Genomic DNA, 25,445 nt, shown 5'->3' with positions numbered 1-25,445 from the left:
CGGCGCGCGGCGGGGAAAGGTTCGACCTCAGGCGCGGGCGTGACCGTACGCGGTCGTCCGCTTGCGGAACGGCCGCCCGGCGGCGGTGGCGATGGCCCGCAGCTGCTCCTCGGTACGGGCCGACCCGTTGCCCGAGCCGGCCATCCGGGAGATCGTCTCCTCCATCAGCGTGCCGCCCAGGTCGTTGCAGCCGCCGCGCAGCATCTCCACTGTGCCTTCGTCGCCGAGCTTCACCCAGGAGCACTGGATGTTGTCGATCCGGCCGTGCAGCAGCAGCCGGGCCATCGCGTGCACCGCCCGGTTCTCCCGCCATGTCGGTCCCGGGCGGGCGATGCCGGCCAGGTAGATGGGCGCGTTGGTGTGCACGAACGGCAGCGCCACGAACTCGGTGAACCCGCCGGTACGGTCCTGCACGCCGGCCAGCACCCGGAAGTGGGCGAGCCACTGGCCCGGGTGGTCCACGTGGCCGTACATCATCGTGGAGCTGGACCGGATGCCCACCTCGTGGGCCGTGCTCACCACGTCGACCCAGGCGGAGGCCGGCAGTTTGCCCTTGGTGAGCACCCAGCGCACGTCGTCGTCGAGGATCTCGGCGGCGGTGCCCGGGATGGTGTCCAGCCCGGCCTCGCGGAGCTGGAGCAGCCACTCCCGCACCGGCACGCCGGCCTTCGCGGCGGCGGTGACGATCTCCATCGGGGAGAACGCGTGCACGTGCATGTCCGGCACCCGCGCCTTGATCGCGCGGACGATGTCGGCGTACCCGGTCACCGGCATCTTCGGGTCGATGCCGCCCTGGAGGCAGACCTCGGTGGCGCCGGCCGTCCACGCCTCCTCGGCCCGGTCGGCGACCTGCTCCAGCGAGAGCCGGAACGCGTCGGCGTCGCTCTCCCGCTGGGCGAACGCGCAGAACCGGCAGCCCACGTAGCAGACGTTCGTGAAATTGATGTTGCGGTTGACCACGTAGGTCACGTCGTCGCCGACCGCGTCCCGGCGCGCGTCGTCGGCCAGCCGGCACAGCTCGTCGAGCGCCGGGCCGTCCGCGCCGAACAGCGCCAGCGCCTTCGCCTCGTGCGCCGGAGTCAGCAGCGCGGCCGGGTCGTCAGCGGCGAGCCGCAGGCCCGCGCGCAGATCGGCGTCCGCGCCACCGCCCACTGGTACGCCGGCGCGCGCCTCCGGCGCCACCTTGCCGGCCACCTCGGCCCAGTCGCCGTACACGCTGTCGAAGTCGCCCCGCCGGTCGTCGGTCCGGCCGGTGACGTCGATGGTGACGTGCAGGTCGGTGCGGCCGCCGTAGACCTCCTCCGGCTCCTGCCAGGGCCGTCCCTCCGGGCGGGCCGCCTCGACCGCGAGCCCGGTGGCCGGGTCGGCGAGCGCTGTGACGTGCGGCAGCAGGCGCGGATCGAGCCACGGTTCGCCCGCCCGGACGTACTCCGGGTAGACGGTCAGCCGCTCGCGCAACGTGAACCCGGCACTCGCGGTACGCGCCGCCAGCTCGTCCAGGTGCGGCCAGGGCCGCTCCGGGTTGACGTGGTCGGGCGTGACCGGGGAGACGCCGCCCCAGTCGTCGATGCCGGCGCGCAGCAGCAGGTCGTACTCGCCCGCGATGAGGTTCGGCGGGGCCTGGATGCGGGCCTTCGGGCCGAGCAGCACCCGGGCCACCGCCACTGTGGCGGCCAGGTCGTGCAGCTCGGCGTCGGGCATGCCGCGCATCGCGGTGTCCGGCTTGGCGCGGAAGTTCTGCACGATCACCTCCTGGAGGTGGCCGTACTCCCGCATCGCCCGGCGGATCGCGAAGATCGCGTCGACCCGCTCGGCCCGGTTCTCGCCGATGCCGATCAGGATTCCCGTGGTGAACGGCACCCCGACCCGGCCGGCGTCGTCGAGCACCCGCAGGCGTACCGCGGGTTCCTTGTCCGGTGAGCCGAAGTGCGGGCCGCCCGGTTCGGACCAGAGCCGGCCGGCGGTGGTCTCCAGCATCATGCCCATGCTCGGCGCGACCGGCTTGAGCCGCTGCAACTCCGACCAGGTGAGCACGCCCGGATTGAGGTGGGGCAGCAGGCCGGTCTCCTCCAGCACCGCCACCGCGCAGGCGCGCAGGTAGTCCAGCGTCGAGTCGTACCCCCGCTCGTCCAGCCACCGGCGGGCCGCCGGCCACCGCTCCTCGGGCCGGTCGCCGAGCGTGAACAGCGCCTCCTTGCAGCCCTGCGCGGCGCCCTCGCGGGCGATCGCCAGCACCTCGTCGCGTTCCAGGTAGGCGGCGGGCAGCCGGTGCGGCACGGTGGCGAACGTGCAGTAGTGGCAGCGGTCCCGGCAGAGCCGGGTGAGCGGGATGAAGACCTTCTTCGAGTACGTCACCACGCCCGGCCGCCCGGCGTCGCGCAGCCCGGCGTCGCGGATGTCGGAGGCGATCCGGAGCAGGTCGTCGAGCATCGGCCCGCGAGCGGCGAGCAGCGCGCCCGCCTCGCCGGCGTCGAGCGCCCGGCCGGTGGCGGCCCGCCCGAGTGCCCGCCGGATGCTCGCCTCGGTCGGTTCGGGGTCGCTGCGATCAACCATCCGCCCAGCCTAAGCGCTGCCGGACGGCCGGATGCCCGCCCCCGGCCGCGGTCCGGGCACCGGGACGACCCGGGTGAGCTGCCGCACAGCGGCGGGCGACGGTGGCGGCCCAGGTGGCGGCGGACGACGATCTCCGTCGCCCGCCGCGCGGGGCTCAGCGAGGCTGGTTCGGGTCCTCGCGGTCGAACCGCTGGGTGCGCTCGTCGTCGGCGGCCGGCGACGGCGCCCCCGGCTCGGCGGACTGGCGCGGGATCGCCTGCGTCGGGTCGGCCGACGGCGGCTGGCCGAACGGCGGCGCGTGGTGCGGCGAGCCGTACTGCGGCGCCTGCTGCGGCCCGGCGAACGGGACACCGGACTGCGGGTCGGCGGACGGCGGACCGGAGTGCGGGGCGTGCGGCGGGGCGGTGTTGAACGGCGGCGCCGACTGCGGCTGGCCGTACGGGCCGGGCTGCTGCGGCCAGCCGGGCGGGGGCGAGCCGGCCTGCGGGTAGCCCTGGCCGGGCTGCTGCGGGTAGCCACCCGGACCGGGGTAGCCGCCGGGCTGACCCGGCTGCTGCGGCCAGCCGGGCTGGGCCTGGCCGTACACGCCCGGCTGCGGCTTGGGCTTCGGCACGTAGTAGAGCGTGCGCCAGATCTTGAACACCACGAACGCGGCGACCGCGAAGATCGCCAGCCACGCCGCGCGGGTCAGCAGGCCGAGGAACGCGTCCAGCACCTCGCCGTCGGCGAGCCGGCCGACCAGCCAGATCAGGAACGTCAGCGCGCCGAACACGGCGGACACGGCGTACTCGACGAGCGCCACCTGCGTGATCAGCTTGGCCTTCGGCACGACCGGGAGGATCACTGTGGCGATCAGGACGGCGAGCACCGGCAGGACCGTCGACTCCAGGCCGATGAATGTGAAATACGTGCTCCCGGCCCGGCCGGTGGACGTGCTGTAGTCGTCGATCGGCAGCAGGCGCAGCAGGCCGACGAAGAGCAGCACGGCGTTGGCGCCGAGAAGGACGAGCGCGGCCAGTTCGCGCAACGGCTTGATCAACTGGCTGGCCTGCGCGGCGTCGCCGGACGCGGGCTCGGCGGGGCTGGTCACGGACTCCCCCAGGGGACGAAAGCGGACAGTTGCCGAAGTGAGCGTAGTCTCTCCGGCCACCGGACGATCGACGGCGGCGCGTGCGGAAGGATGGACGCCATGCGCATCGTGGTACTGACCGGCGGCATCGGGGGCGCCCGTTTCCTGCTCGGCGTGCGGGCGTACGCCCGGGAGGTGGGCGCCGAGGTGACCGCAGTGGTCAACGTCGGCGACGATCTGCTGCTGCACGGGCTGAAGGTCTGCCCCGACCTGGACAGCGTGCTCTACACGCTCGGTGGCGGCGCCGACCCGGAGCGGGGCTGGGGCCGGGCGGGCGAGACCTGGACGGTGAAGAACGAGCTGGCCGCGTACGGCGCGGAGCCGAGCTGGTTCGGTCTGGGCGACAAGGACGTCGCCACTCACCTGGTGCGCACTCAGATGATCAACGCCGGCTATCCGCTGTCCCAGGTCACCGAGGCACTGGCGGCCCGCTGGCAGCCGGGCGTACGGCTGCTGCCCGCCACCGACGACCGCCTGGAGACCCACGCCGTCGTCACCGACGAGCAGGGCCGGCGGGCGATCCACTTCCAGGAGTGGTGGGTGCGGTATCGGGCCGGCGTACCCACCGACCGGTTCGTCTTCGTCGGCGCGGACGCGGCGAAGCCCGCGCCCGGCGTGGTCGAGGCGATCGCCGCCGCGGACGTGGTGCTGATCGCGCCGAGCAACCCGGTGGTGAGCATCGCCCCGGTGCTGGCGGTGCCCGGGCTGCGCGACGCGGTTGCCGGCGGCCCGGCCCCGGTGATCGGGGTGTCGCCGATCATCGGCGGTGCGCCGGTACGCGGCATGGCCGACCGCTGCCTCGCCGTGCTCGGCGTGGAGTGCAGCGCGGCCGGCGTGGGCGGCCTCTACGGCGCCCGGCCGGCGGGCGGGCTGCTCGACGGCTGGCTGGTCGCGCCGGAGGACGAGGGCACTGTGGTGCCGGACGTGACCGTCCGCGCGGCGCCGCTGCGGATGACCGACGAGGCGGCGACCGCCGCGATGGTGCGCGCCGCGCTGGAGTTGATGTGAGGCTGGAGATCCTGCCGGTGCAGGGCATCGGTGACGTGACCGAGGGCGACGACCTGGCGGCGCTGATCACCGGCGCGGCGCCCTGGCTGCGCGACCACGACGTCCTGGTGGTCACCAGCAAGATCGTGTCGAAGGCGGAGGGCCGGCTGGTCGACGTGCCGGCCGACGGCCCGGAACGGCTCGCCGAGCGGGACCGCATCCTGGCCGGGGAGACCGCCCGGGTGGTGGCGACCCGGGGCGCGACCCGGATCGTGCAGACCCACCACGGGTTCGTGATGGCCTCCGCCGGCATCGACGCCTCGAACGTGGACAAGACCAGGCTGGTGCTGCTGCCCGTCGACCCGGACGCGTCCGCCCGGGCGCTGCGCGCCGCGTTGCGCGACCGGTACGGCCTCGACGTCGCAGTGATCGTCAGCGACACGATGGGACGCCCGTGGCGCAACGGGCTCACCGACGTGGCGCTCGGGGTGGCCGGCATGCCGGCGATCCGTGACCACCGGGGCGAGGTCGACCCGTACGGCAACGAGCTGTCCGTCACCCAGATGGCGGTGGTCGACGAACTCGCCGCCGCCGGTGAGCTGATCAAGGGCAAGTGCGACCAGGTGCCGGTCGCGGTGGTCCGGGGTTACCTCGCCGCGACCCGGGACGACGACGAGGGCGCCCGCACGCTCGTGCGCGACGCCTCGATGGACCTGTTCTCGCTCGGCACGGCCGAGGCGCGCGCCGCCGGTCTGCGGGCGGCGGCGACGCTCGCGGACCGGATCGGCCCCGAGCCCGCCGATCCGGCCGCGGTGCGGCGGGCGATCGACGCGGTGGCCGACGTGGTCGCGCCCGGCACCGTCTTCACCCACGTCACCGACGACGAGGTACGCGCCGGACTCGCCGCCACCGTGCCCGGCTGGCCCGCCTCGGCCACCGGCCTGCTACTCGGCGCGGCGCCCGCCCCCGTCGACCCGGCGGACCTGGTCCGGGTCGGCGCGGACCTGCAACGCCTGCGCGCCGCGCTGGCCGCCGAGGGCGTCGACTCGACGTTGCTCCCGCCCCCGTCCGGCAGCACCGCGAGCGCCACGCTGGCGCTCTGACTCCGGCGGGCGTGCTCAGGCGTCGAGGACGGCCCGGCCCAGCGGTGTGAGCGTGTGCAGGACGGTGTTGCGGTCCCGCCGGCTGACCAGCAGTCCCGCGTTGCGCAGCACAGTGGTGTGCTGGCTGGCCGCGGCGGCGGAGATGCGCAGCCGGCGTGCCATCTCGCCGGTGGTGCAGCCCTCGTCGGCGGCCTGGAGCACCCGGGAGCGGGTACGGCCGAGCAGGGCGGCGAGCGCCTCGCCCTGCGGCGACGCGGCGGCGCCGGACGCGGGCGTCAGGCCGGCGAGCCGGTCGACCGGGTAGACCAGCACCGGGGGCAGCGTCGGGTCGACCAGCGCCACCGGGGTACGCGAGCAGAAGAACGACGGGACGAGCAGCAGCCCCCGGCCGTCCAGGTGCAGCTCCCGGGTGTCCGGGTAGTCGAGCACCTCCAGCACACCCGACACCCAGCGCATGTTCGGCCGCAGGCTGGCCAGCAGCCCTTCGGCGCCGCCGTCGAGCATGGCGCGCGCACGCCGGGCCCGGTCCGCCTCGACCGCCGCCTGCACGCGGGACCAGTAGGGCGTGACCGCCAGCGACTGGTACCGCGCCATGGCGTCGGTGAGGTGGTGCAGCGTATCCGGCTCGCCACGGGCGAGCGAGGTGGCCGACGACGGCAGCGTGGTCTCCCCGGCGAGCAGCGTCAGGTCGCGGCGCAGCATGTCCACAGAGGTACCCCGGATCGCGTCCAGCCCGGCCTGGAAGCCCTCGCGGCTGGCGAACGGGGTGAGGAAGTCGGGGAAGTAGCCACGCGGCGGGTTGAGCGCGAGCAGCAGGCGGTACTGCTCGGCGTCGGTGTCGGTCCGCAGGCCGTGCGCCACTGTGCGCCGCCACGTGGTCATCATCGGATCCCGGCTGCGCCCCTGGAGCAGGTGCAGGCTGAGGACCAGCTCCCAGAGCGGGTCCGCGGCCGGGGCGACCCGGGTCCGCAGAACGTCCTCGCCCGAGAAAATGATCTTCAACATGGGTTGCTGCTCCCGTGCGGACGGCGGGGGTGCCCGCCACACCTCGCACTGTACCCGCCGGTACTAATCTCCATCTTTAAGCGTCAGGTGAAAAACCTCGACGCTGGGCGGGCCGGTTCGGCAAACTCTCTGTTGCCCGCCGACGCCGGGGCGCAATGTCGACCCGGACGCCGGCTGACGGGCGTGGCCGGGTGGCACCACGAGGGTCTGCGACATCAGTCGCAGGGGTGCCGCCCGGCCCTCGCTCATCCGATCCAGAGCGCCACCCGGTGGTCCTCGTCCGTGACGTAGTAGCAGCGTCCCGCCAGCTCGGCCAGCCCCTCCACGTGATGGAACGGCGCCAGCTCCGCCACCACCTCCCCGGCCACCAGGGCGCCCCCGCCCGCGTCGTGCCGGAACCGCACGTGCCGGGAGGTCACCTCACCACCGTGCGGATGGTCGTCCAACAGCACCGAACCCTTGCCCAGCGCGTCGATCGACCCGGTCACCGCCGCGTAGCCGCCGTCGCCGGTCGGCGTGATCGCGCGGAAGCCGGCGAGCGCCCCGGGCGGCGTCACACCGGTCAGCGCGTACGCCCCGAGCGCCCGCAGGTCACCCGAGTGCTCCGGGTCGTCGAACATCTCCGGTACGCCGGCCAGCTCGACGTAGACCGGCTCCCCCGCGGCGGTCACCGGGAAACGCAGCCCCAGCAGCGCCGTACCGGCCGGGGTGAACGCTGCCGCCTCGACGTTGACCGGCAGGTCGTCCGCGGCGAGCCGGGTCACCCAGCTCTTGGCGCGGGCGGTGCCCCGGGCCAGTGTCTCCACGATGAACCGCTCCCGGACCCGGTCACCGGGCGGCAGCAGCGTCAGCGGGGCGGCGGCGAGCGCGTCGTTCACCGCCCGGTGCAGCCGGAAGCGGTTGCGCACCACGTGCACCGGCAGCGGCCCGGCCACGGCCTCGTCCTCCCGGAACCGGGCCACGAACGCGCGCCGGGGCCGCAGCGGGCCGCGCTTGGACCCGAAGTGCGAGCCGAAGACGTACACCCACCCGTCGTGGTGGGCGAGCGCCTCGCCGTCCTCGGTGCGGCCGTTCTCGCGGCCGGCATCGGCAGGTACGTGGTGCGCCACCCAGTGGCCGTCGTCGCGTTCCAACAGCAGCGCCAGGCACTGCTCGACCGGCCCCTCGTCCAGCACCGTCCAGAAGCCGCGGCGCGCGCCGTGCGCCCGCAGCAGCGCGGCCGACCGCACCGGCAGGAGGTCGCTCGCCTCGTTGCCGGCCACCAGGAACTCGACGAGTCGCAGGGTCACCGCGCCAGGGTACGGAGGGCGCGCTCGTAGAGTGTCCGGGTGCCCGATCTCATCCCGTACACCGAGTTGCACGCCGACGCCGTCGCGACGCTGAGCCGCTGGACGGCGACCAGCCCCGCCGCCGACGCCGCCCGGGACCGGACCCTGGCGCTGCTGGCCGACGGGCCGGTGGCGATGAGCCGGACGCACCGGGCCGGGCACGTCACGGCGAGCGCGCTGGTGCTCGACCCGGACGGCCGGGTGCTGCTCTGCCTGCACGGCAAGATCCGCAGGTGGATGCAGCTCGGCGGGCACTGCGAGCCCGGCGACCGGACGCTCGTGGCCGCCGCGCTGCGCGAGGCCACCGAGGAGTCCGGCATCACCGGCCTGACCGTCGAGCCGGAGCCGATCGACGTGGACATCCACCAGGTCGCCTGCCAGGGCGGGTCGTTCCACTACGACGTCCGGTACGCCGCCCTGGCCCCGGCGGGCGCGGTCGAGCGGGTCAGCGCGGAGTCCGAGGCGCTCGGCTGGTTCCCGCCGGACCGGCTGCCCGAGCCGCTCGCCCACGCCACGGCTCAGCTCGTGCCGCCGGCGCTCGCGGTGCTGGCCCGCCGCGCCGGCGGCTGAGCGGCTTTACCGCGCCGCGCCGCCGGACGCGTCCCGGCGGCCCGGCGGATCAGACCAGGCCCTCCTCGCCGCGTTCCTTCAGCTCGTCCACGATCTTCTTCACGTCCTGCGCGCGGTCACGCGGGCAGACCAGCAGCGCGTCCGGGGTGTCCACGACGATCAGGTCGTGCACCCCGACGGTGGCCACGAGCCGCCCGGAGTGCGGCACCACCACTGTGCCGGTGGTGTCGTGCAGCAGCACGCCCGGCTTCGCGTCACCGCCCAGCACCACGTTGCCGGCGCCGTCGGCGGGCAGCACCTCGCCGAGCGTGTGGAAGTCGCCCACGTCGTTCCAGCCGAAGTCGCCGGGCACCGTACCCACCCGGCCCGCAGTCGCCGCGCCCTCCATCACCGCGTAGTCGACGGAGATCCGGGGCAGCGTCGGCCAGATCCGGCCGAGCACGTCGTCCTGCTCCGGGGTGCCCCAGGCCGCCGCGATGGCGGTGATCCCGGCGTGCAGCTCCGGCTGCTGACGAGCCAGCTCGGACAGGAAGACGTCCACCCGCCAGACGAACATGCTGGCGTTCCAGAGGTGCCGGCCGGAGCGGACGTACACCTCGGCCACCTCGGCGGCCGGCTTCTCCTTGAACTCGCGTACCGGGCGCAGCGGGCCGTCCCCCGCCGGCTCGCCGGTCTCCAGGTAGCCGTAGCCGGTCTCCGGGCGCGTCGGGGTGATGCCCACAGTCATCAGCAGCCCCTGCTCCGCGCCCCGGATGGCCTGCCGCACGACCTCGGCCAGCCGGGCCGGGTCGCCGATCAGGTGGTCGGCGGCGAACGAGCCCATCACCGCGTCCGGGGTCCGGGCGGCGATCACCGCGGCGGCCAGCGCGATCGCCGCGCAGGAGTCGCGCGGTGACGGCTCGACCAGGATGTTCTCCTCCGGCAGGCCAGCCAGTTGCCGAGCCACCGCCGCGGCGTGCGCGGCCCCGGTGACCACGAGCGTGCGCTCCGGAGTGGTCAACGGCGACAACCGGTCGACAGTGGCCTGCAACAGCGAGGCGGGGGTGCCGGTCAGCGGGTGGAGGAATTTGGGATGGCCGGCACGGGACAACGGCCACAACCTCGTGCCGCTGCCGCCCGCCGGGATGACGGCGTAGAACATCAGCACATCATGCCCGAAGCGGGCGAGCCGTCACGGTCGGTCGCCCGGGACCGGCAGCCGACGCTCAGGACCGGGCCCGTCGCCACGCCGCGATGTGGACCTCCGCGCTGGACTCCCAGGTGAACTCCTTGGCCCTGTCGAAACCGGCCTTGGCCAGCGACAGCCGCCGCTGCTCGTCGTCCAGCAGGGCACCGAGGTCGGTGGCGATCTGGTCCGGGTCCTCGCTGGTGTAGGCCACCGCGTCGCCGCCCACCTCGGGCAGGGACAGGCGCGGCGTGGTGAGCACCGGGGCGGCGCACGCCATCGCCTCCAGGATCGGCAGGCCGAAGCCCTCGCCGTACGAGGGGTACGCCGCCACCAGCGCGCCGCCGAGGAAGCCGGGCAGGTCGGCGTAGCGCAGGTAACCCGGGCGCAGCAGCCGCAGGTGCGACGGGACCTCGGCCACCGCGCGGTCGATGTCGTCGTCGTGGCCCTGGCCGCCGGCCACCACCAGCGCGGGCGGGTTCGGCCGGTCGGCCACCGCCCGGGCCCAGCCGCGGATCAGGTTGGGGACGTTCTTGCGCGGCTCCTTGGCCCCGAGGAACGCGATGTAGCTGCTGTCGCCGAGCCCCAGGCGGGCCCGGACGCGTGCCTTCTCCTCGTCACCCGGCGCGTGGAACGCGTCCTGGTCGACACCGTGGTAGGCGACGTCGATCCGGGTCGGGTCGGCGTCCAGCAGCCGGATCAGCTCGTCGCGGGTGGCCTTGCTCGGCACGATCACCCGGTTCGCCCGGCGCAGCGAGGTCTTGATCGCGCTGCGGAAGAACGTCCGGCGCGACTTGTCGTAGTGCTCCGGCTCGGTGAAGAACGTCGCGTCGTGCACGGTGACAGTCACCGGGCAGCCGGCCCGCAGCGGGCAGGTGTAGAACGGCGAGTGCAGCACCTCGGCGCCGACCTGCTGGGCCAGCAGCGGCAGGCCGGTCTGCTCCCAGGCCAGCCGGGCCGGCCGGTGCGCCACCGCCGCCGGGGCGGGGATCACCTCCGCGCCGGGCAGCATCCGGGTGTAGCGCTCCAGGTCGGTGCGGAGGCTGACCACGGCCAGGTCGACGCCGGTGCCGCAGACCCGGCCCAGCGCGCCGAGCAGTCCGTCGACGTATCTACCGACGCCGCCACGGTCGGCGGGGACACTCGTGGCGTCGATGAGAACGCGGGGCGGGCGACCGGCGGTCACGGGGCGACTCCTCAGGTGGCGCAGTTGTGGGGAATAACACTCTCGGCAAGCCTACGCCGGGCCGGGCGCGAGGCGCTGACCGCGACCCGACGGTACGCCGACTTGTCGCTGTCATCGAGTACGCACGCGGGGCGCGTATCGTTCGCGCCGATGGCCGACAACATTGCCCGGGTGTTCGCCGACGCGATCGCGACCGACCCCACCCGACCGCTGCTGACCTGGTACGACGACGCCACCGGCGAACGCACCGAACTCTCCGGAGCGACGCTCGCGAACTGGGTGGCGAAGACCGCGAACCTGCTCACCGACGAGGTCGGCGCCGCGCCCGGCGACGCGGCCGGGGTGCTGCTGCCGCCGCACTGGCAGACCGCCGCGGTGCTGCTCGGCTGCTGGTCGGCGAAGCTCACAGTGACCGGCACGCCGGGCCCGGTGGAGGCACTGTTCGTGGCCGTCGGCCGGGTGGACGAGGCGGCCGGGTGGCCGGCCGGCGAGCGGTACGCGCTGGCGCTCGACCCGTTCGCGCTGCCGATGCGGCAGGTGCCGGCCGGCTGCACCGACTTCGTCTCCGCGGTACGCGGACACGGCGACCACTTCACGCCGTACCCGGCCGGTGGCGAGGCGGACGCGGCGCTGCTGGCCCGCGCACAGGCTCGCGCCACCGAGCTGGGCCTGGCTCAGGGCGATCGCCTCCTGGTCGACGTGACCACCCACCCCGACCCGGTCGACTGGCTGCTCACCCCGCTGACCGCAGGCGCCAGCGTGGTCGCGTGCGCCCACCCCGACCCGGCCCGCCTGCCTTCCCGCGCCGAAACCGAGAAGACCACCCACACCCTGGCCTGACGCCCGCCCCTTCCCCTCCCCGTTGATCTTGCAGTTTCGGCCCTCGGGACGGGTGATTCGCCCCCTTCGCCGGGGCGGAAAGTGCAAGATCAACGGGCGGGCGGCGGGGCGGCGGGGCGGAGAGTGCGAGATCAGCGAGGGGGGGCGGGGCTGTCGGCGGTGGCCCGGCGCTGGGCCAGGGCGGCGAACGCCGTCAGGGACTCGGGGTTGGCCAAGGCGCCCTTGGCCGCCGCGCTGTCGACCGGGGTGCCCGTCAGGATCTTCTTGACCGGCACCTCCAGCTTCTTCGCGCTCAGCGTGCGGGGCACGGCCCGGACCTGGTGGATCTCGTCCGGCACGTGCCGCGGCGACAGCGCGGTACGCAGCTCCCGGCAGATCTTGCGCCGCATCTCGTCGTCGAGTTCCAGGCCCTCGGCGAGCACCACGAACAGCAGCAGCTCGCCCGCGCCGCCCTCGTCGTCCTCCAGGTGCACGACGACCGAGTCGACCACCTCGTCCAGCCCCTCGACCACCGAGTAGAACTCGGCGGTGCCGAGGCGTACGCCGCCCCGGTTGAGCGTGGCGTCGGACCGGCCAGTGATCACGCACCCGCCGCGCTCGTTCACGGTGATCCAGTCGCCGTGCCGCCACACCCCGGGATAGACCTCGAAGTACGCCTCCCGGTAGCGGGCGCCGTCCGGGTCGTTCCAGAACCCGACCGGCATGCTCGGCATCGGCTCGGTGATCACCAGCTCGCCGAGCTGCCCGATCACCGCGCTGCCGTCGGCCGAGCGGGCCTCCACCTTCGCGCCCAGCGCCCGACAGGCGATCTCCCCGGCGTACACCGGCAGCAGCGGCACGCCGCCGACGAACCCGGTGCACACGTCCGTGCCTCCGGACAGCGACTGGAGCTGGAGGCGGTCGCTCACGTTCTCGTACACCCAGGTGAAGCCCTCGGCCGGCAGCGGCGCGCCGGTCGAGCCGAGGCCGCGCACCGCGGACATGTCGGCGACCTCGCGCGGCACCAGCCCGGCCTTGCGGCAGGCCAGCAGGAACGGCGCGGACGTACCGAAGTACGTGGTGCCGGTGTCGGCGGCCAGCCGCCACAGCGCGCCCAGGTCGGGGTGGCCCGGGTTGCCGTCGAACAACACGATCGCCGCGCCCACCGCCGGGCCGGAGACCAGGAAGTTCCACATCATCCAGCCGGTCGTGGTGAACCACAGGAACCGGTCGGACGGGCCCAGGTCGTGGTGCAGCGCCAGCATCTTGAGGTGTTCCAGCAGGATGCCGCCGTGGCCGTGCACGATCGGCTTGGGCAGGCCGGTGGTGCCGGAGGAGTACAGCACGTAGAGCGGGTGGTCGAAGGCGACAGGGGTGAACGTCAACGGCTCGTCCGTCGCCGCCGCCAGCTCCGCCCACGGCAGCGCGCCGTCGGGGGCCGGGCCGTCCGGATCGAGGTACGCGATGGCGACCGTGTGCCGCAGCGACGGCAGCGCGGCCCGGATCGCGGCCACCTCGGCGCGCCTGTCGACCGGCTTGTCGCCGTACCGGTAGCCGTCCACGGCGACCAGCACCGTGGGCTCGATCTGCTGCCAGCGGTCGGTGACGCTGCGGGTGCCGAACTCGGGCGCGCAGGAGGAGAAGATCGCGCCCAGGCTGGCGGTGGCGAGCAGCAGGACGTACGTCTCCGGGATGTTCGGCGCGTACGCGGCCACCCGGTCGCCCGGCCCGACACCGAGGCGGCGCAGCCCGGCGGCCACCCGGCGGACCCGCTCGCGCAGCTCGGCCGCGGTGAGCGTCTCCGGCGCGCGGGTCTGACCGTGCGCGATCACCGCCGGGTCGTCGTCGCCCAGCCCTGGCATGCGCAGCACGTTCTCGGCGTAGTTGAGCGTCGCGCCGGGGAACCAGCGCGCGCCCGGCATGGCCCGGTCGGCGAGCGTGGCGGTCGGCGGGGTGTGCGCGACCACGTCGAAGTAGTCCCAGATCGAGCGCCAGAACGCGTCCAGGTCGGTCACCGACCACTGCCACAGCGCGTCGTAGTCGGCGAACTCCAGCCCGCGGTGCTCGGCCAGCCAGCGCAGGTAGTCACCGATCCGGGACCGCTCCCGCACGTCCGCCGGCGGCGTCCACAGCACGTCAGCCACTGTTCCACCCTCCCCTGGGCCCGCCACGACGGTGTGCCGGGGCCGTGGCGCCATCTTGCCCTACCTCGTGCCGCCATTGTCCGCGCCGGGTACGCCGTACGGGGCGTGCCCCGCCCACACCCCGAACCCCCACCCCATGTGGCCCGCGTGTAAGGAAGGGCCCCCTATTAACGCCTCGTGCAGAGGAAGGGCCCCTTGTTAACACCTCGCCCTCCGCGGGTGTCCGCCGCCGGTGGAGGCGGCGCGGGTAGGCCCGGGGGGGGTGTTAACAGGGGTCCCCTCCTCTACCGCAGGCGTTAACAAGGGGCCCTTCCTTACACCTCAGCCGGCGCGGTGGGCCTGGATCGCGCGGCGCCGGGCGAGCCGGTGCGCGCGCCGGATCTCGGCCTCCCGGAAGCGGCGCTCGTCCTCCGGCGTCTCGGGCAGCACCGGACGGACCGGCCGGGGCGTGCCACCCACGTCGACGCCCACGAACACCAGGTACGCGGTGGCGACCCGGACCGGTTCCTCCTCGGCCGAGTCCCAGCGTTCGGCGACCACCTTCACCCCGACCTCCATCGAGGTCTGTCCGGTCCAGTTGATCTGCGCGTGCGCGTGCACGAGATCGCCCACCCGGACCGGCTCGGAGAAGACGATCTCGTCGATGGACGCAGTCACCGCGGTGCCGCCGCTGTGCCGCGCCGCCGCCGCGCCGGCGACGTCGTCCACGAATTTCATCAGTACCCCACCGTGCACGGTCCCGTACAGATTGACATCGACCGCGGTCATGATGCGACTGAGCGTGACGCGGGAGTACGACGTGGGCTTACCCGGCGGGACCGCGGGATGATCTGTCATGCCGAAAACGGTACGGTGCGCGGATGCGACATCTCTGGAGCTTCCTCGCCGGGTTGGCGGTGGCGCCCGTCACCTGGGTGCTCGTCACGCTCGGTCAGGACGGATCTGAGCGGACCGTCGACCGCTGGGTGGAGATCGGGACGTACAGCACGCCGAACCTGATCGAGCCGGCCGTCTATCTGGGCGTCGCCGGCATCCTGCTCGGCTTGCTCGGCACGTTGCGCTTCTCGCCGTTCGGCCCGCTGGTGGCCGGCCTGCTGCTCGCGGTCCCGTACCTCGGGCTGTTCGTCGCGCCGTTCAGCGTGCGGGACCGGGTGCCGGACGACCTGAAGCTGCTCGGTGACCCGCTGCCGCTGCGCGACCCGCTGGACAACGGCACGCTGTTCCTCATCGGCCTGCTGCTGCTGATGGCCGTGTTCAGCACGAGCCGCTGGCGGCGTCCCGTCACATCCGCGACGGCCGAGGCGGAGCTGACCCCGGCCGTCACACCGGTCGAGCACAAGCCGGCGCTCACCGACTGGCCCCCGGCGCCGGCGAAGGACCCCGACACGCCGCCGCTCACGCTCGCGTACCCCGAGTCCCCCACCGAACCCCTGCCCCGCCGCACCGGCGGCGAGTCGCCGTGGTCCGCGCCCCCGCGCGGCGCCGGCCGGCCGGAGGGCACCGAGAGCCGTTGAACGAGCGCGGGCGGGCCGGTACGTACCGGCCCGCCCGCCCGAACGCCTGCGGTCAGCCCTTGAGCAGCTGGCGCGCCATCACGATGCGCTGCACCTGGTTGGTGCCCTCGTAGATCTGGGTGATCTTGGCGTCCCGCATCATCCGCTCGACCGGGTAGTCGCGGGTGTAGCCGTAGCCGCCGAGCAGCTGGACCGCGTCGGTGGTGATCTCCATGGCGGCGTCGGACGCGAAGCACTTCGCGGCCGCACCGAAGTAGGTCAGGTCCGCGTCGCCGCGCTCGGACCTGCCGGCGGCGGCGTACGTGAGCTGCCGCGCCGCCTCCAGCTTCATGCCCATGTCGGCGAGCATGAACTGGATGCCCTGGAAGTCGGCGACCGGCTTGCCGAACTGCTTGCGCTCCTGGACGTAGCCCTTGGCGTAGTCCAGCGCGCCCTGAGCGATACCGACGGCCTGGGCGGCGATGGTGACCCGGGTGTGGTCCAGCGTCTTCATCGCGGTGGCGAAGCCGGTGCCCTCGGCGCCGATCATGCGGTCGGCCGGGATCCGGACGTTGTCGAAGTAGACCTCACGGGTGGGCGAGCCCTTGATACCGAGCTTCTTCTCCGGGGCGCCGAAGCTGACGCCCGGGTCGGACTTCTCCACCACGAACGCGGAGATGCCCTTCGAGCGCGCTGTGGGATCGGTCACGGCGAACACGGTGTAGTACTCGGAAACGCCAGCGTTGGTGATCCACCGCTTCACGCCGTTGAGCACCCAGTGGTCTCCGTCACGTACCGCCTTGGTGGTCATCGCGGCGGCGTCGCTGCCCGCCTCCGGCTCGGAGAGGCAGTAGGAGAACATGCCCTCCCCGGCCGCGACCGGGGTGAGGTACTTGCGCTTGAGCTCCTCGGAGCCGGCCAGCAGCAGCGGCATGGTGCCCAGCTTGTTCACCGCCGGGATCAGCGAGGACGACGCGCAGGCCCGGGCCACCTCCTCGATCACGATGGCCGTGGCCAGCGCATCCGCACCGGCGCCGCCGTACTCGACCGGGATGTGCGGGGCGTGGAAGTCGGCCGCCCGCAGGGCCTCGTAGGACGCCTTGGGGAACTCACCTGTCTCATCCGCCTCGGCGGCGTGCGGAGCCACCTTGGCCGCACAGACCTCACGGACCGCCTCCCGGATCGCCTCGTGTTCCTCCGGCAACCGGTAGACGTCGAACGACTGCTCTGCGGCCATGTCGGCCCTCCCCTTTCACCGCTATCATGCGCAGTCTGTGCCGCCCGGGGGCCGACGACTGCCGCAAACTGAAGAATAGCCACCGGCCCCGGCCGAACCTTACCGGCGGGTAGGCTCGCGCCCGAGCCTCGCCCGCCCAACCCCATTACCCTCACAGCAGACATCCAGTTCCCTCGGTGCCCGGCCTCGGCGCCCCAGCAGAATGCGACGCGTGGAAGCGCCGCCAGTGCGAGCGGAGAAGACAGGCGTGACGATTCCGTACCCGAACACCCAGCCGATGCCCGCCATCGCCGCGGTGACCCCGCCGTCCGGCGCCGCCCGCCCGCGGGTGACCTTCCTCGGCACCGGCTACCTCGGTGCGACCTACGCCATCTGCTACGCGGAGCTGGGCTACGAGGTGCTCGGCTTCGACGTCGACGCGGACAAGATCGCCAAGCTGAACGCGGGCGAGGTGCCGATCCACGAGCCGGGCCTCGACGAGCTGCTGCGGCGCAACCTGGCCGCCGGCCGGCTGCGGTTCAGCACCGACATCCAGGAGACCGCCGACTTCGGCGACGTCCACTTCATCTGCGTCGGCACCCCGCAGCGGGCCGACGGCATGGGCGCCGACCTGTCGTACGTCGAGGCGTCCGTGACCAGCCTCGCCCAGCACCTGACCCGCAAGGCGCTGATCGTCGGCAAGTCCACCGTGCCGGTGGGCACCGCCGAGTGGGTGGAGCAGCTCGTCGGCAAGCACACCCCGGCCGACCTCGGCGTCGAGGTGGCGTGGAGCCCCGAGTTCCTCCAGGAGGGCTTCGCCGTCGACGACGTGCTGCGTCCGAACCGGATCGTGGTCGGCGTCAAGAGCGAGTGGGCCAACGGCATGCTCTTCGCCGCCCACAAAGGCGTCTTCGACCTCGCCGCCACCGAGGACCGCGAGGTGCCGCTGGTGGTCACCGACTTCGCCACCGCCGAGCTGGTCAAGGTCGCCGCGAACGCGTTCCTCGCCACCAAGATCTCCTTCATCAACGCGATGGCCGAGGTCTGCGAGGCGGCCGGCGGCGACGTCACCCAGCTCGCCCGCTCGATCGGCTACGACCCGCGCATCGGCAACCGCTTCCTCCAGGCCGGGCTCGGCTTCGGCGGCGCCTGCCTGCCCAAGGACATCCGCGCCTTCCAGGCCCGCGCGCAGGAGCTGGGCGCCGGTGAGGCGCTGCGCTTCCTGCACGAGGTGGACCTGATCAACCAGCGCCGCCGCAGCCGCGTGGTGCAGCTCGCCGCCGAACTGCTCGGCCGCCGCTCCGGGCCGGCCGGCCCGGACCTGTCCGGCACGCGGGTCGCGGTGCTCGGCGCCACGTTCAAACCCAACACCGACGACGTACGCGACGCGCCGGCGCTCGCGGTCGCCTCGCTGCTCGGCAAGGCCGGCGCCGACGTGCACGTGTTCGACCCGCAGGGGGTCGAGAACGCGCGCCGGGCGGTGCCCGAGCTGACGTACGAGGAGACGATGAACGACGCCGTCCGCGGCGCCGACCTGGTCTGCGTGCTCACCGAGTGGGCCGAGTTCCGCAACGCCGACCCGGTGGCCCTGGGCGAGCTGGCGAACGGCCGCAAGGTGGTCGACGGGCGCAACTGCCTCGACTCCACACTGTGGACGCAGGCCGGCTGGGAGTACCGCGGCATGGGTCGCCCCTGATCCGCTGAGCGCGCGGACCGGCCGCCGGGGAACGTCTCCCGGCGGCCGGTCCGTTTTTGTTGTCCCGAACGCGGCGGCAACTGTCGAAATCCCGGCCCACTCAAGGCATGCTGCCTCTGGGAGGTCCACAGTGCGGGGGCACGGGCGGACGGGAGACTGTCGTGGAGAGCTTCAGGTGCGCCTCGTGCGGGCAGGACATCAAGCCCGCCGTCGTCTGCCCGCACTGCGGCGCGCACCAGCCGCAGTGGGCCGAGCACCTGGCCGACATCGAGCGCTCGATCGCCGAGATGAAGGCCCGCGACGCCGAGATCGCCCGGGAGCAGCGGCAGATCGCCGCGAAGATGCAGGCCGCCCTCTTCCAGCGGGACATCCTGGCGCATGCCGGTGAGGAACGGATCCGGCAGGCCACCCGGCCGCGCCGGGTGCTGCGCCGCCGGCCCGGCCGCCGCCCGCCCACCGCCGCCACCGGCGCGCCGCCCCGGGTGCCCCGTCAGGGCACGCCGCCGCCCGGCCCGCCGGAGGACCTGCCCCCGTCGCCGCCGCGCGGCCGCCCCCGCTGGCTCGACGCGGACGACCCGGAGCACCCGCCCGAGGCGTCCTCGCGCGAGGTGCAGAACATCCCGCTCGGGCTGGGCGCGCTCCTGCTCGGCGTCGCTGCGGTGGTCTTCGCCGCGGTCGCCACCAGCTCGATGGACGCGCTGGCCCGCCTCGGCGTGCTGCTGGTGGCGACGGCGCTGATGCTGCTCGCCCCGCCGGTGCTGGCCCGGCGCGGGCTAACCTCCACCGCCGAGACCATCGCCGCGGTCGGGTTGCTGCTGGTGCCGCTGGCCGGGTACGCGCTCTGGGCCGTGGACCGGATCGGCGGCGGCTCGTCGGGTGCCGCGTTCGCCGGGACGATCTTCCTGGTCACCACGCTCGTCGCTCTCGGGTACGCGTACGGGACGGGTCTGCGCGCGCCACGCTTCGCCACAGTGCTGGCCGCCCAGCCGGTGCTGCCGCTGCTGGCGTACGAGCGGATCACCGGGCCGGTCGGCTGGGCGCTGGTGCTGACCGTGGTGGCAGTGCTCGACCTGGCGCTCGCGCGCTCGGCGGTGGTACGCGAGCGGCCCGTCCGGCGGGACCTGCCCGTCACCGAGCCGGCACCTCCCGTCCCGCCCCGGCAGCGCGCCGACGACGACCGGCCCGAGTCGGCGCCGGAGGAGTCCGCCGAGGTGCTGGGCGGTGAGACACCACCGGGTCCGGCCGCCACCGCCACCGCCCGGCCGGTGCCGTGGCTGCCCGAGCTGACCTGGCTGCTGCACGGCGTGGCGGTCGCTGTCGCGCTGGCGTACGCGGTGACCGGACTGCTGCGCGCCACCACGGTGCCGCCGGCCGCCGCCGCGGGCACGGTGCTGCTGCTCGCCGCCCTGGTCGCGCTGGCCGGGACGCTCGTGCTGCGCCGGCCGCCGCTGCCGGACGTGGGCGCCGGCATCCTCACGCTGGCGGTCATCGGCGCTCTCGGGCGGGTCGCCTCGGTGGCTCTGCCCGGCCGGTCCCTGCTGCTCATCTCCGCCGTCATCGCGCTGACCGGGCTCGCCGTCCGGGCCGTACCGGAGACGGCCCGGCGTGGCCCGCAGATCGCCTCCGCGGTGGCGCTCACGGTCAGCGGCCTGGTGGTGGCCGGTGGCGCGCTGCGCGCCGGGCTGGCCCCGGTCCGGGCCGCCTTGCCGGCGTGGTCGGCGGATCTGACCGGATGGCACGCCGAGCTGGCCCGGGCGGTCGGCCCGACCGGCTGGCAGCTCGCGGCCAGCGCGTCGTTGCTCACGATCGCCGCCGTGATCGCGCTGCCGGCCGAGATCCGGCGCGAGTTCGCGGTGGTCGGCGCGGCGCTCACCGCGCTCGCCGTACCCGCGTCGCTCGGTCTGGGCTGGGCGGCGGCCTGCTGGCCGATGCTGCTCACAGCGGTAGCGGTCGGCGTGCTCGGGCTGACCGCACGCACCGAACGGTCCGCTGTGGCGCACGCGGTGACAGCGGCCGGGCTGGGCCTGGTCGGCGCGGGTGCTTCGCTCGCCCGCCCGGCGCTCACCGCCGCCGCGCTGACTGTTCTGTTCCTGGCCGGGGCGCTGGTGTCCCTCGCCCCGCGGGTCCGGCTCGCCGCCGCCGCGACGGAGACGGTCTGCTCCTGGGCCGCGGGCGGCGCGGCGTTCGCCCTGCCCGGTGCCGTCGCCGCGTTCGTGGCGGCCACGGTGCCGACGCCGCCGGTCGCCACACCGGCGAACCTGCGCGAGATCACCGTGCCGATCCTCGCGGCGAGCTTCCTCGCCGTCTGCGTCACGCTCGGCTACGCCGCCCTGGTGCAGGTGGCGCAGCGGCACCTGAGCATGCCGCACGCGCTCGGTACGGTGCTCGGCGCGGTGGCGGTCGCCGCCGCCGCGTTCGGCGCGCCGGGCGCGACCTCGGCCGACGCGTGGGTGGGGAGTCTGCTCCTGGTCGCCGCCGCGCTGCTGGCGCTCGCCCCGCGCATCGACGCCGGCCGCCGCGCGGACATGTCCCTCGACGGGTCCGACCTGGCGCTCGCCGCCACCACAGTGGCGCTCGTCGCCACGCTGGCCCGGATCGCCGCGGTGCTCGCCCCCGGCGGTCAGCTCGTGGTGGCCTCCGCGCTGGTGCTGCTGGTGGCGGTGGCCGCCCGCGCGCTGCCCGAGGAGTGGCGGCGCGGCCCGATTCTCGGCATCGCCGCCGGTGGCACGCTGATCGGCCTGATCGCCGCCTGGAGCGCGTTGCGCGGCGGACTCGGCGTGCTGGCCACCCCCGGCCCGATCTGGGCCGGTGACCTGTCCGGCTGGCCGGCCGCGCCGACCGGCGGGTCGACCTGGCAGGCCCCGGTCGCGCTGGCGCTGCTGGGGGTGACCGCGGCGATCCTGCTGCCGCCGCCGTGGAAGTACGACGTCTCCGGCCTGGCCGCCGTGCTCGCCACGGTGGGCGCACCGGCCGCGTTCGACCTGCCCTGGTGGTCCCCGGTGCTGGTCGGCTGCATGGTGGCCACCGTCTACGGCATGGCCGCCGCGGCCGCTGTCGATCCCCGGGCCGCGCTGTCCCGGGCCACAGTGGCCGGGGTGGTGGCTCTGCACGCGGCCGGGGCCGGGCTGGTACGGCCGTGGACGACAGCGCTGGCGCTGGGCAGCATCGCGCTGATCGGTGCGACGGTGGCCGCAGTGGCCCGCACGCTCGCGCCTTCCCTCGTCGACGACATCCGCAGCGAGGGCATGCCGCCGCACCTGGTGCAGGTGGGCGGCGCGGGCGCCGGAGCCGCACTGCTCGCGCTGCCCGGCGCGGTGGCCGCGCTGGCAGTCGAGTACGGCCGCCCACCGCAGGTGGTGCTCACCGCCGCGCTCGCCGCCGCCAGCATCGGGCTGGCCGCGATCGCGGCGGTACGCCGGCAGGTGCCGCAATACCTTCCGTACGCCAGCGTCGCGGTGGTCGGCGCGGCCACAGTGACCGCCGCCGCGGCGCTCGCTGTCGGCCTGCCGGCGGGCGTGTTCGCCGCCGCCGCCGCGCTGCTCGGTGTGCTCGCCGAACTGGTACGGGCCGCCACCGTCCCGCCCGCCGGTTCGGGCCGGCCGGTACGCCGCTGGACCGTGCTGCTCAACGGGGCGCTACGACGTGCCCCGGACGATCCCGAGCTGCGCTGGCGGGTCAGCCCGGCGGCCGGCGCGCTCGCCGCCGCGGCGCTGCCCACCGCACTGGCGCTGGCCACTCTGGCGCCCTCACTCGTGGTGGCGCTGTTCTCGCCGTTCGCGGTGCTGGGCCGGGTGTGGCAGGGGCCACCACCGGAGTTGCTGACCCCGCCGCCGGAGGCGGTCAACCCCACGCACGTGCTCACCGCGCTGCTGCTGACGGTGACCGCGGCGCTGGCCGCCACCGGGTTCAGCGGCGGCCGGCGGTCCCGGGCGGTGCCGGTGATCCTGCCCGGCGCGGCGATCACCCTGCTGATCACGCCGGTGGCGCTGGGGCGGGGCTGGCCGGTGACCGCGCTGGCCGCGCTCGCGGTGTTCACCATCTCGATGCTCGGGCTGGCGCTGACCCCGCCACCGGCGATCGCCGAGCCGGGCCGGTCGATCCGGGTTGCCCGGGTGCTGGTCTTCGCGCTGGGGCTGGCCGCCGGTGGCGCCGGGCTGGCCGGCAGCCTCGCCACGAGCGACCTGACCGTGTTCACGCTCGGCGGGGCGGTCGGCGTGGGTGCTGTCGCCGCGCTGTTCGGCACCACCCAGCGGGCGCGCATCCTGGGCTGGTTGTTCGGCTCGGTGATGGCTCAGCTGTTCGTGCTCACGATCGGCCTGAAGTCCGGGCTGGCGGCCGTCTGGTCCGCGTTCGGGGTGCTCGCCGTCGGCGCGGCGTTGCAGGTGTTCGCCGCCACGCTGCCCCGGCTGCGCCGTCCCGAGGCGTACCGGGAGGCGGCCACAGTCGAGTGGAGCGGCTACGGGGCGGCGCTCATCGCGCTGGCGCTGGCGTACGACTCGCCCCGGCACATCGCCGCGCTGCTGGCCGCCTGGGGCGCGGTCCTCGGGGTGGCGGCCAGCCGTCCGGGACGCCGTCCGATGGAACGCAACCTGCTGTTCTGGGCGGTGGTGGCCTGCGAGATCAGCGCCTGGTGGATCCTGATGCGGGTGGCCGACGTGGCGCTGCCGGAGGCGTACACGCTGCCGTTCGCCGCGCTGGCCCTGCTGGTCGGCGTCCTGCAACTGCGGCACCGGCCCGACCTGTCGAGCTGGGTGGCGTACGGGCCGGCGCTGGTCACCGCGTTCCTGCCCACGCTGGCGATCGTGATCGCGACCGAATCCAGCATGCTGCGTCAGGTGCTGCTGCTGCTCGGCGCCGTCGCGGTGCTGATCTTCGGCTCGACCAGCCGGCAGCAGGCCCCGGTGATCGTCGGCGCGACGGTGACCGCTATCGCGGCCGTGCACGCGTTGTTCAGCCTCGGCCCGTGGCTGGTCCTGATCCCGGTCGGCATCGTGCTGCTGGTGCTCGGTGCGAGCAACGAACGCCGCCGCCGTGCCCAGGAGCGCCTCCAGACCGCCCTGCGCGGCATGCGGTGAGCCGGTCCCGGTCGCGGGGCCGGGGCGCGACTGATCAGGTCACGCTCCGTGTCGACGGGCTGCGGCGGGGATGATGCCCCTCTGCCGCCTTTGCTCTGCACCCACTGACGCAACAGTCACCAACCGTGACGACGGCCGCCGCCGAGCCGTTTGGGGACGGGAGGCCGGGTTGCAGGTCAGAGCCGTGCTGCGCCGATGGCTGCAGAGCAAAGTCGGCGGAGGGCACAGACACGCGTCGGCCCGGCCGGTCACGCTGAGCGACCAGACAGCTGGGAACCAGAGAGTGACGAGACGGTCAGATCAGGGAGGCGCGCAGCGCGGCATCCTTCTCCGCGACCAGGTCCTCCAGGCTCGCCTGGTAGGCGGCCATCCTGTCGCGCAGCACCGGGTCGGAGGCGCCCAGGATGCGTACCGCGAGCAAGCCGGCGTTGCGGGCGTTGCCGATCGACACGGTGGCGACCGGCACCCCGGCCGGCATCTGCACGATCGACAGCAGCGAATCCATGCCGTCCAGGTACTTCAGCGGCACCGGGACACCGATCACCGGCAGCGGGGTGACCGAGGCGACCATGCCGGGCAGGTGAGCCGCTCCGCCCGCGCCCGCGATGATCACCTGGACACCACGTCCGGCGGCGGCCCGGCCGTACTCGATCATCTTGACCGGGGTGCGGTGCGCCGAGACCACACCAACCTCGTACGGCACGCCGAACTCGTCGAGCGCCTCGGCGGCGGCCTTCATGACCGGCCAGTCCGAGTCGCTGCCCATGATCAGCCCGACGGTGCTCATCAGTGCCCCTCCTGGAGCCAGCGGGCGGCACGCGCGGCCCGGGCCCGTACGTCGTCCAGGTCGTTGCCGAGCACGGTGACGTGCCCGATCTTGCGGCCCGGACGGACCTGCTTGCCGTACAGGTGGACCTTGGCCCCGGGCTCGGCGGCGAACAGGTGGTGCAGCCGCTCGTCGATGGACTTGCCGCCCGGCGCGCCACCCAGCACGTTCGCCATCACCACGACCGGCGCGGTCAGCGAGGTGTCCCCCATCGGGTAGTCGAGCACCGCCCGCAGGTGCTGCTCGAACTGGGAGGTCCGGGCCCCTTCGATGGTCCAGTGCCCGGAGTTGTGCGGCCGCATCGCCAGCTCGTTGACGACCAGCCCGGACGGCGTGTCGAACAGCTCCACCGCGAGCAGGCCGACCACGCCGAGCGCGGTGGCCAGGTCGATGGCGAGCTGCTGCGCGGCCACGGCCTGCTCCTCGGGCAGGTCGGGCGCGGGCGCCAGCACCTCGACGCAGATGCCGTCGCGCTGCACCGTCTCCACCACCGGGTACGCGGCGACCTGCCCGAACGGCGAGCGCGCCACCTGCACGGCCAGTTCACGGCGCAGCGCCACCCGCTCCTCGACCAGCAGCGGCGTGCCACCGGCGAGCAGCGTGGCGGCCAGCTCACCGGCCTGACCGGCGTCGTCGACCATCCAGACGCCGCGCCCGTCGTAGCCGCCCCGGGCGGCCTTGAGCACCACCGGCCAGCCGGTCTCCTCGCCGAAGGCGATCAGGTCGGCCGGGGACTCCACCGGACGCCAGGCCGGGTTCGGCGCGCCCAGCTCGCCGAGCCGTTCCCGCATCACCCGCTTGTCCTGCGCGTGCACCAGCGCCTCGGCCGGCGGGAACAGCTTCACGCCCTCGTCGGTCAGGGTGCGGATGTGCTCGTTGGGGACGTGCTCGTGGTCGAAGGTGACCACGTCGCAGCCCTTGGCGAACGTCCGCAGCGCGGCCAGGTCGGTGTGGTCGCCGTACTGGACGTCGGCAGCGACCAGCGCGGCACCGTCGTCCGGGGCGAGCGCCAGCACGCGCAGCGACTGGCCGAGAGCGATGGCGGCCTGGTGGGTCATCCGGGCCAGCTGGCCGCCACCCACCATGCCCACGACGGGGAGACCGGTACGGGAGTCCATAGCGCCGCCAGCCTATAAGGGCCGGTGCCGGG

18 protein-coding genes are annotated in these 25,445 nt (G+C 74.2%); 7 read left to right on the top strand and 11 right to left on the bottom strand.

All coding sequences use genetic code 11. The annotated features are described in order from the left end of the window. Nucleotides 1-27: 27 nt before the first annotated feature. Both MICAU_RS04765 and MICAU_RS04760 read right to left on the bottom strand, forming a co-directional pair. Nucleotides 28-2,553: a bifunctional FO biosynthesis protein CofGH gene (locus tag MICAU_RS04765; RefSeq protein WP_013284157.1), complete on the bottom strand. Its 2,526-nt coding sequence runs from the start codon at nt 2,551-2,553 to the stop codon at nt 28-30. Nucleotides 2,554-2,707: 154 nt separating this feature from the next. After that, a complete protein-coding gene (locus MICAU_RS04760) occupies nt 2,708-3,643 on the bottom strand; it encodes a hypothetical protein (protein WP_013284156.1) in 936 nt (311 codons plus the stop codon). A gap of 99 nt (nt 3,644-3,742) precedes the next feature. On the opposite strand from MICAU_RS04760, the gene cofD reads away from it, so the two are divergent. Continuing rightward, nucleotides 3,743-4,690 (top strand): 2-phospho-L-lactate transferase, encoded by a 948-nt coding sequence (gene cofD, locus MICAU_RS04755; RefSeq protein ID WP_013284155.1) that lies wholly within the window; start codon nt 3,743-3,745, stop codon nt 4,688-4,690. Next, complete coding sequence (locus tag MICAU_RS04750) at nt 4,687-5,772, top strand: coenzyme F420-0:L-glutamate ligase (RefSeq protein ID WP_013284154.1); 1,086 nt, start codon at nt 4,687-4,689, stop codon at nt 5,770-5,772. The genes cofD and MICAU_RS04750 overlap by 4 nt, the downstream gene beginning before the upstream one ends. A gap of 15 nt (nt 5,773-5,787) precedes the next feature. Here MICAU_RS04750 and MICAU_RS04745 read toward each other — a convergent pair whose 3' ends face one another. Continuing rightward, on the bottom strand, nt 5,788-6,777 hold the full coding sequence (locus tag MICAU_RS04745; RefSeq protein WP_013284153.1) for an ArsR/SmtB family transcription factor: 990 nt from the start codon (nt 6,775-6,777) through the stop codon (nt 5,788-5,790). 245 nt (nt 6,778-7,022) lie between these two features. After that, a complete protein-coding gene (locus MICAU_RS04740; protein WP_013284152.1) occupies nt 7,023-8,066 on the bottom strand; it encodes a hypothetical protein in 1,044 nt (347 codons plus the stop codon). Between the two features lie 39 nt (nt 8,067-8,105). Here MICAU_RS04740 and MICAU_RS04735 point away from each other — a divergent pair, with 39 nt between their 5' ends. Beyond that, nucleotides 8,106-8,675, top strand: coding sequence for an NUDIX hydrolase (locus tag MICAU_RS04735; RefSeq protein ID WP_013284151.1), 570 nt, complete (start codon nt 8,106-8,108; stop codon nt 8,673-8,675). Nucleotides 8,676-8,724: 49 nt separating this feature from the next. Here the strand turns inward: MICAU_RS04735 and MICAU_RS04730 are convergent, their stop codons facing one another. Together MICAU_RS04730 and MICAU_RS04725 are read right to left on the bottom strand one after the other, a co-directional pair. Then, nucleotides 8,725-9,816, bottom strand: coding sequence for a mannose-1-phosphate guanylyltransferase (locus MICAU_RS04730; RefSeq protein ID WP_013284150.1), 1,092 nt, complete (start codon nt 9,814-9,816; stop codon nt 8,725-8,727). Nucleotides 9,817-9,880: 64 nt separating this feature from the next. After that, nucleotides 9,881-11,026 carry a glycosyltransferase family 4 protein gene (locus MICAU_RS04725; protein ID WP_013284149.1) on the bottom strand — a complete coding sequence of 382 codons (1,146 nt, stop codon included), beginning with the start codon at nt 11,024-11,026 and terminating at the stop codon, nt 9,881-9,883. 150 nt (nt 11,027-11,176) lie between these two features. Here MICAU_RS04725 and MICAU_RS04720 point away from each other — a divergent pair, with 150 nt between their 5' ends. Next, entirely contained in the window at nt 11,177-11,866 is a 690-nt protein-coding gene (locus MICAU_RS04720; RefSeq protein WP_013284148.1) for a TIGR03089 family protein, read from the top strand. A 131-nt stretch (nt 11,867-11,997) separates the two neighbouring features. Here MICAU_RS04720 and MICAU_RS04715 read toward each other — a convergent pair whose 3' ends face one another. Beyond that, entirely contained in the window at nt 11,998-13,989 is a 1,992-nt protein-coding gene (locus tag MICAU_RS04715; protein ID WP_013284147.1) for an acetoacetate--CoA ligase, read from the bottom strand. 321 nt (nt 13,990-14,310) lie between these two features. Further along, nucleotides 14,311-14,826, bottom strand: a complete 516-nt coding sequence (locus MICAU_RS04710; protein ID WP_013284146.1) for an acyl-CoA thioesterase — start codon at nt 14,824-14,826, stop codon at nt 14,311-14,313. A gap of 23 nt (nt 14,827-14,849) precedes the next feature. Here MICAU_RS04710 and MICAU_RS04705 point away from each other — a divergent pair, with 23 nt between their 5' ends. Then, the gene (locus tag MICAU_RS04705) at nt 14,850-15,503 is read left to right on the top strand and encodes a hypothetical protein (RefSeq protein ID WP_013284145.1); all 654 of its coding nucleotides are present in this window, start codon (nt 14,850-14,852) and stop codon (nt 15,501-15,503) included. Nucleotides 15,504-15,555: 52 nt separating this feature from the next. Here the strand turns inward: MICAU_RS04705 and MICAU_RS04700 are convergent, their stop codons facing one another. Further along, nucleotides 15,556-16,719, bottom strand: a complete 1,164-nt coding sequence (locus MICAU_RS04700; RefSeq protein ID WP_013284144.1) for an acyl-CoA dehydrogenase family protein — start codon at nt 16,717-16,719, stop codon at nt 15,556-15,558. A 247-nt stretch (nt 16,720-16,966) separates the two neighbouring features. Between MICAU_RS04700 and MICAU_RS04695 the strand changes: the two genes are divergently transcribed. Then, complete coding sequence (locus tag MICAU_RS04695) at nt 16,967-18,394, top strand: UDP-glucose dehydrogenase family protein (RefSeq protein ID WP_013284143.1); 1,428 nt, start codon at nt 16,967-16,969, stop codon at nt 18,392-18,394. 161 nt (nt 18,395-18,555) lie between these two features. Continuing rightward, nucleotides 18,556-23,469, top strand: a complete 4,914-nt coding sequence (locus MICAU_RS04690; protein ID WP_013284142.1) for an SCO7613 C-terminal domain-containing membrane protein — start codon at nt 18,556-18,558, stop codon at nt 23,467-23,469. A 295-nt stretch (nt 23,470-23,764) separates the two neighbouring features. Here MICAU_RS04690 and purE read toward each other — a convergent pair whose 3' ends face one another. Both purE and MICAU_RS04680 read right to left on the bottom strand, forming a co-directional pair. Further along, the gene (gene purE, locus MICAU_RS04685) at nt 23,765-24,256 is read right to left on the bottom strand and encodes a 5-(carboxyamino)imidazole ribonucleotide mutase (protein WP_013284141.1); all 492 of its coding nucleotides are present in this window, start codon (nt 24,254-24,256) and stop codon (nt 23,765-23,767) included. Further along, nucleotides 24,256-25,413, bottom strand: coding sequence for a 5-(carboxyamino)imidazole ribonucleotide synthase (locus tag MICAU_RS04680; RefSeq protein ID WP_013284140.1), 1,158 nt, complete (start codon nt 25,411-25,413; stop codon nt 24,256-24,258). Before MICAU_RS04680 ends, purE begins: the two co-directional genes overlap by 1 nt. Nucleotides 25,414-25,445 lie beyond the last annotated feature (32 nt).

It is taken from the genome of Micromonospora aurantiaca ATCC 27029 (assembly GCF_000145235.1).
Classification (GTDB): domain Bacteria; phylum Actinomycetota; class Actinomycetes; order Mycobacteriales; family Micromonosporaceae; genus Micromonospora; species Micromonospora aurantiaca.
This window is presented reverse-complemented; position numbering and strand designations above follow the sequence as displayed.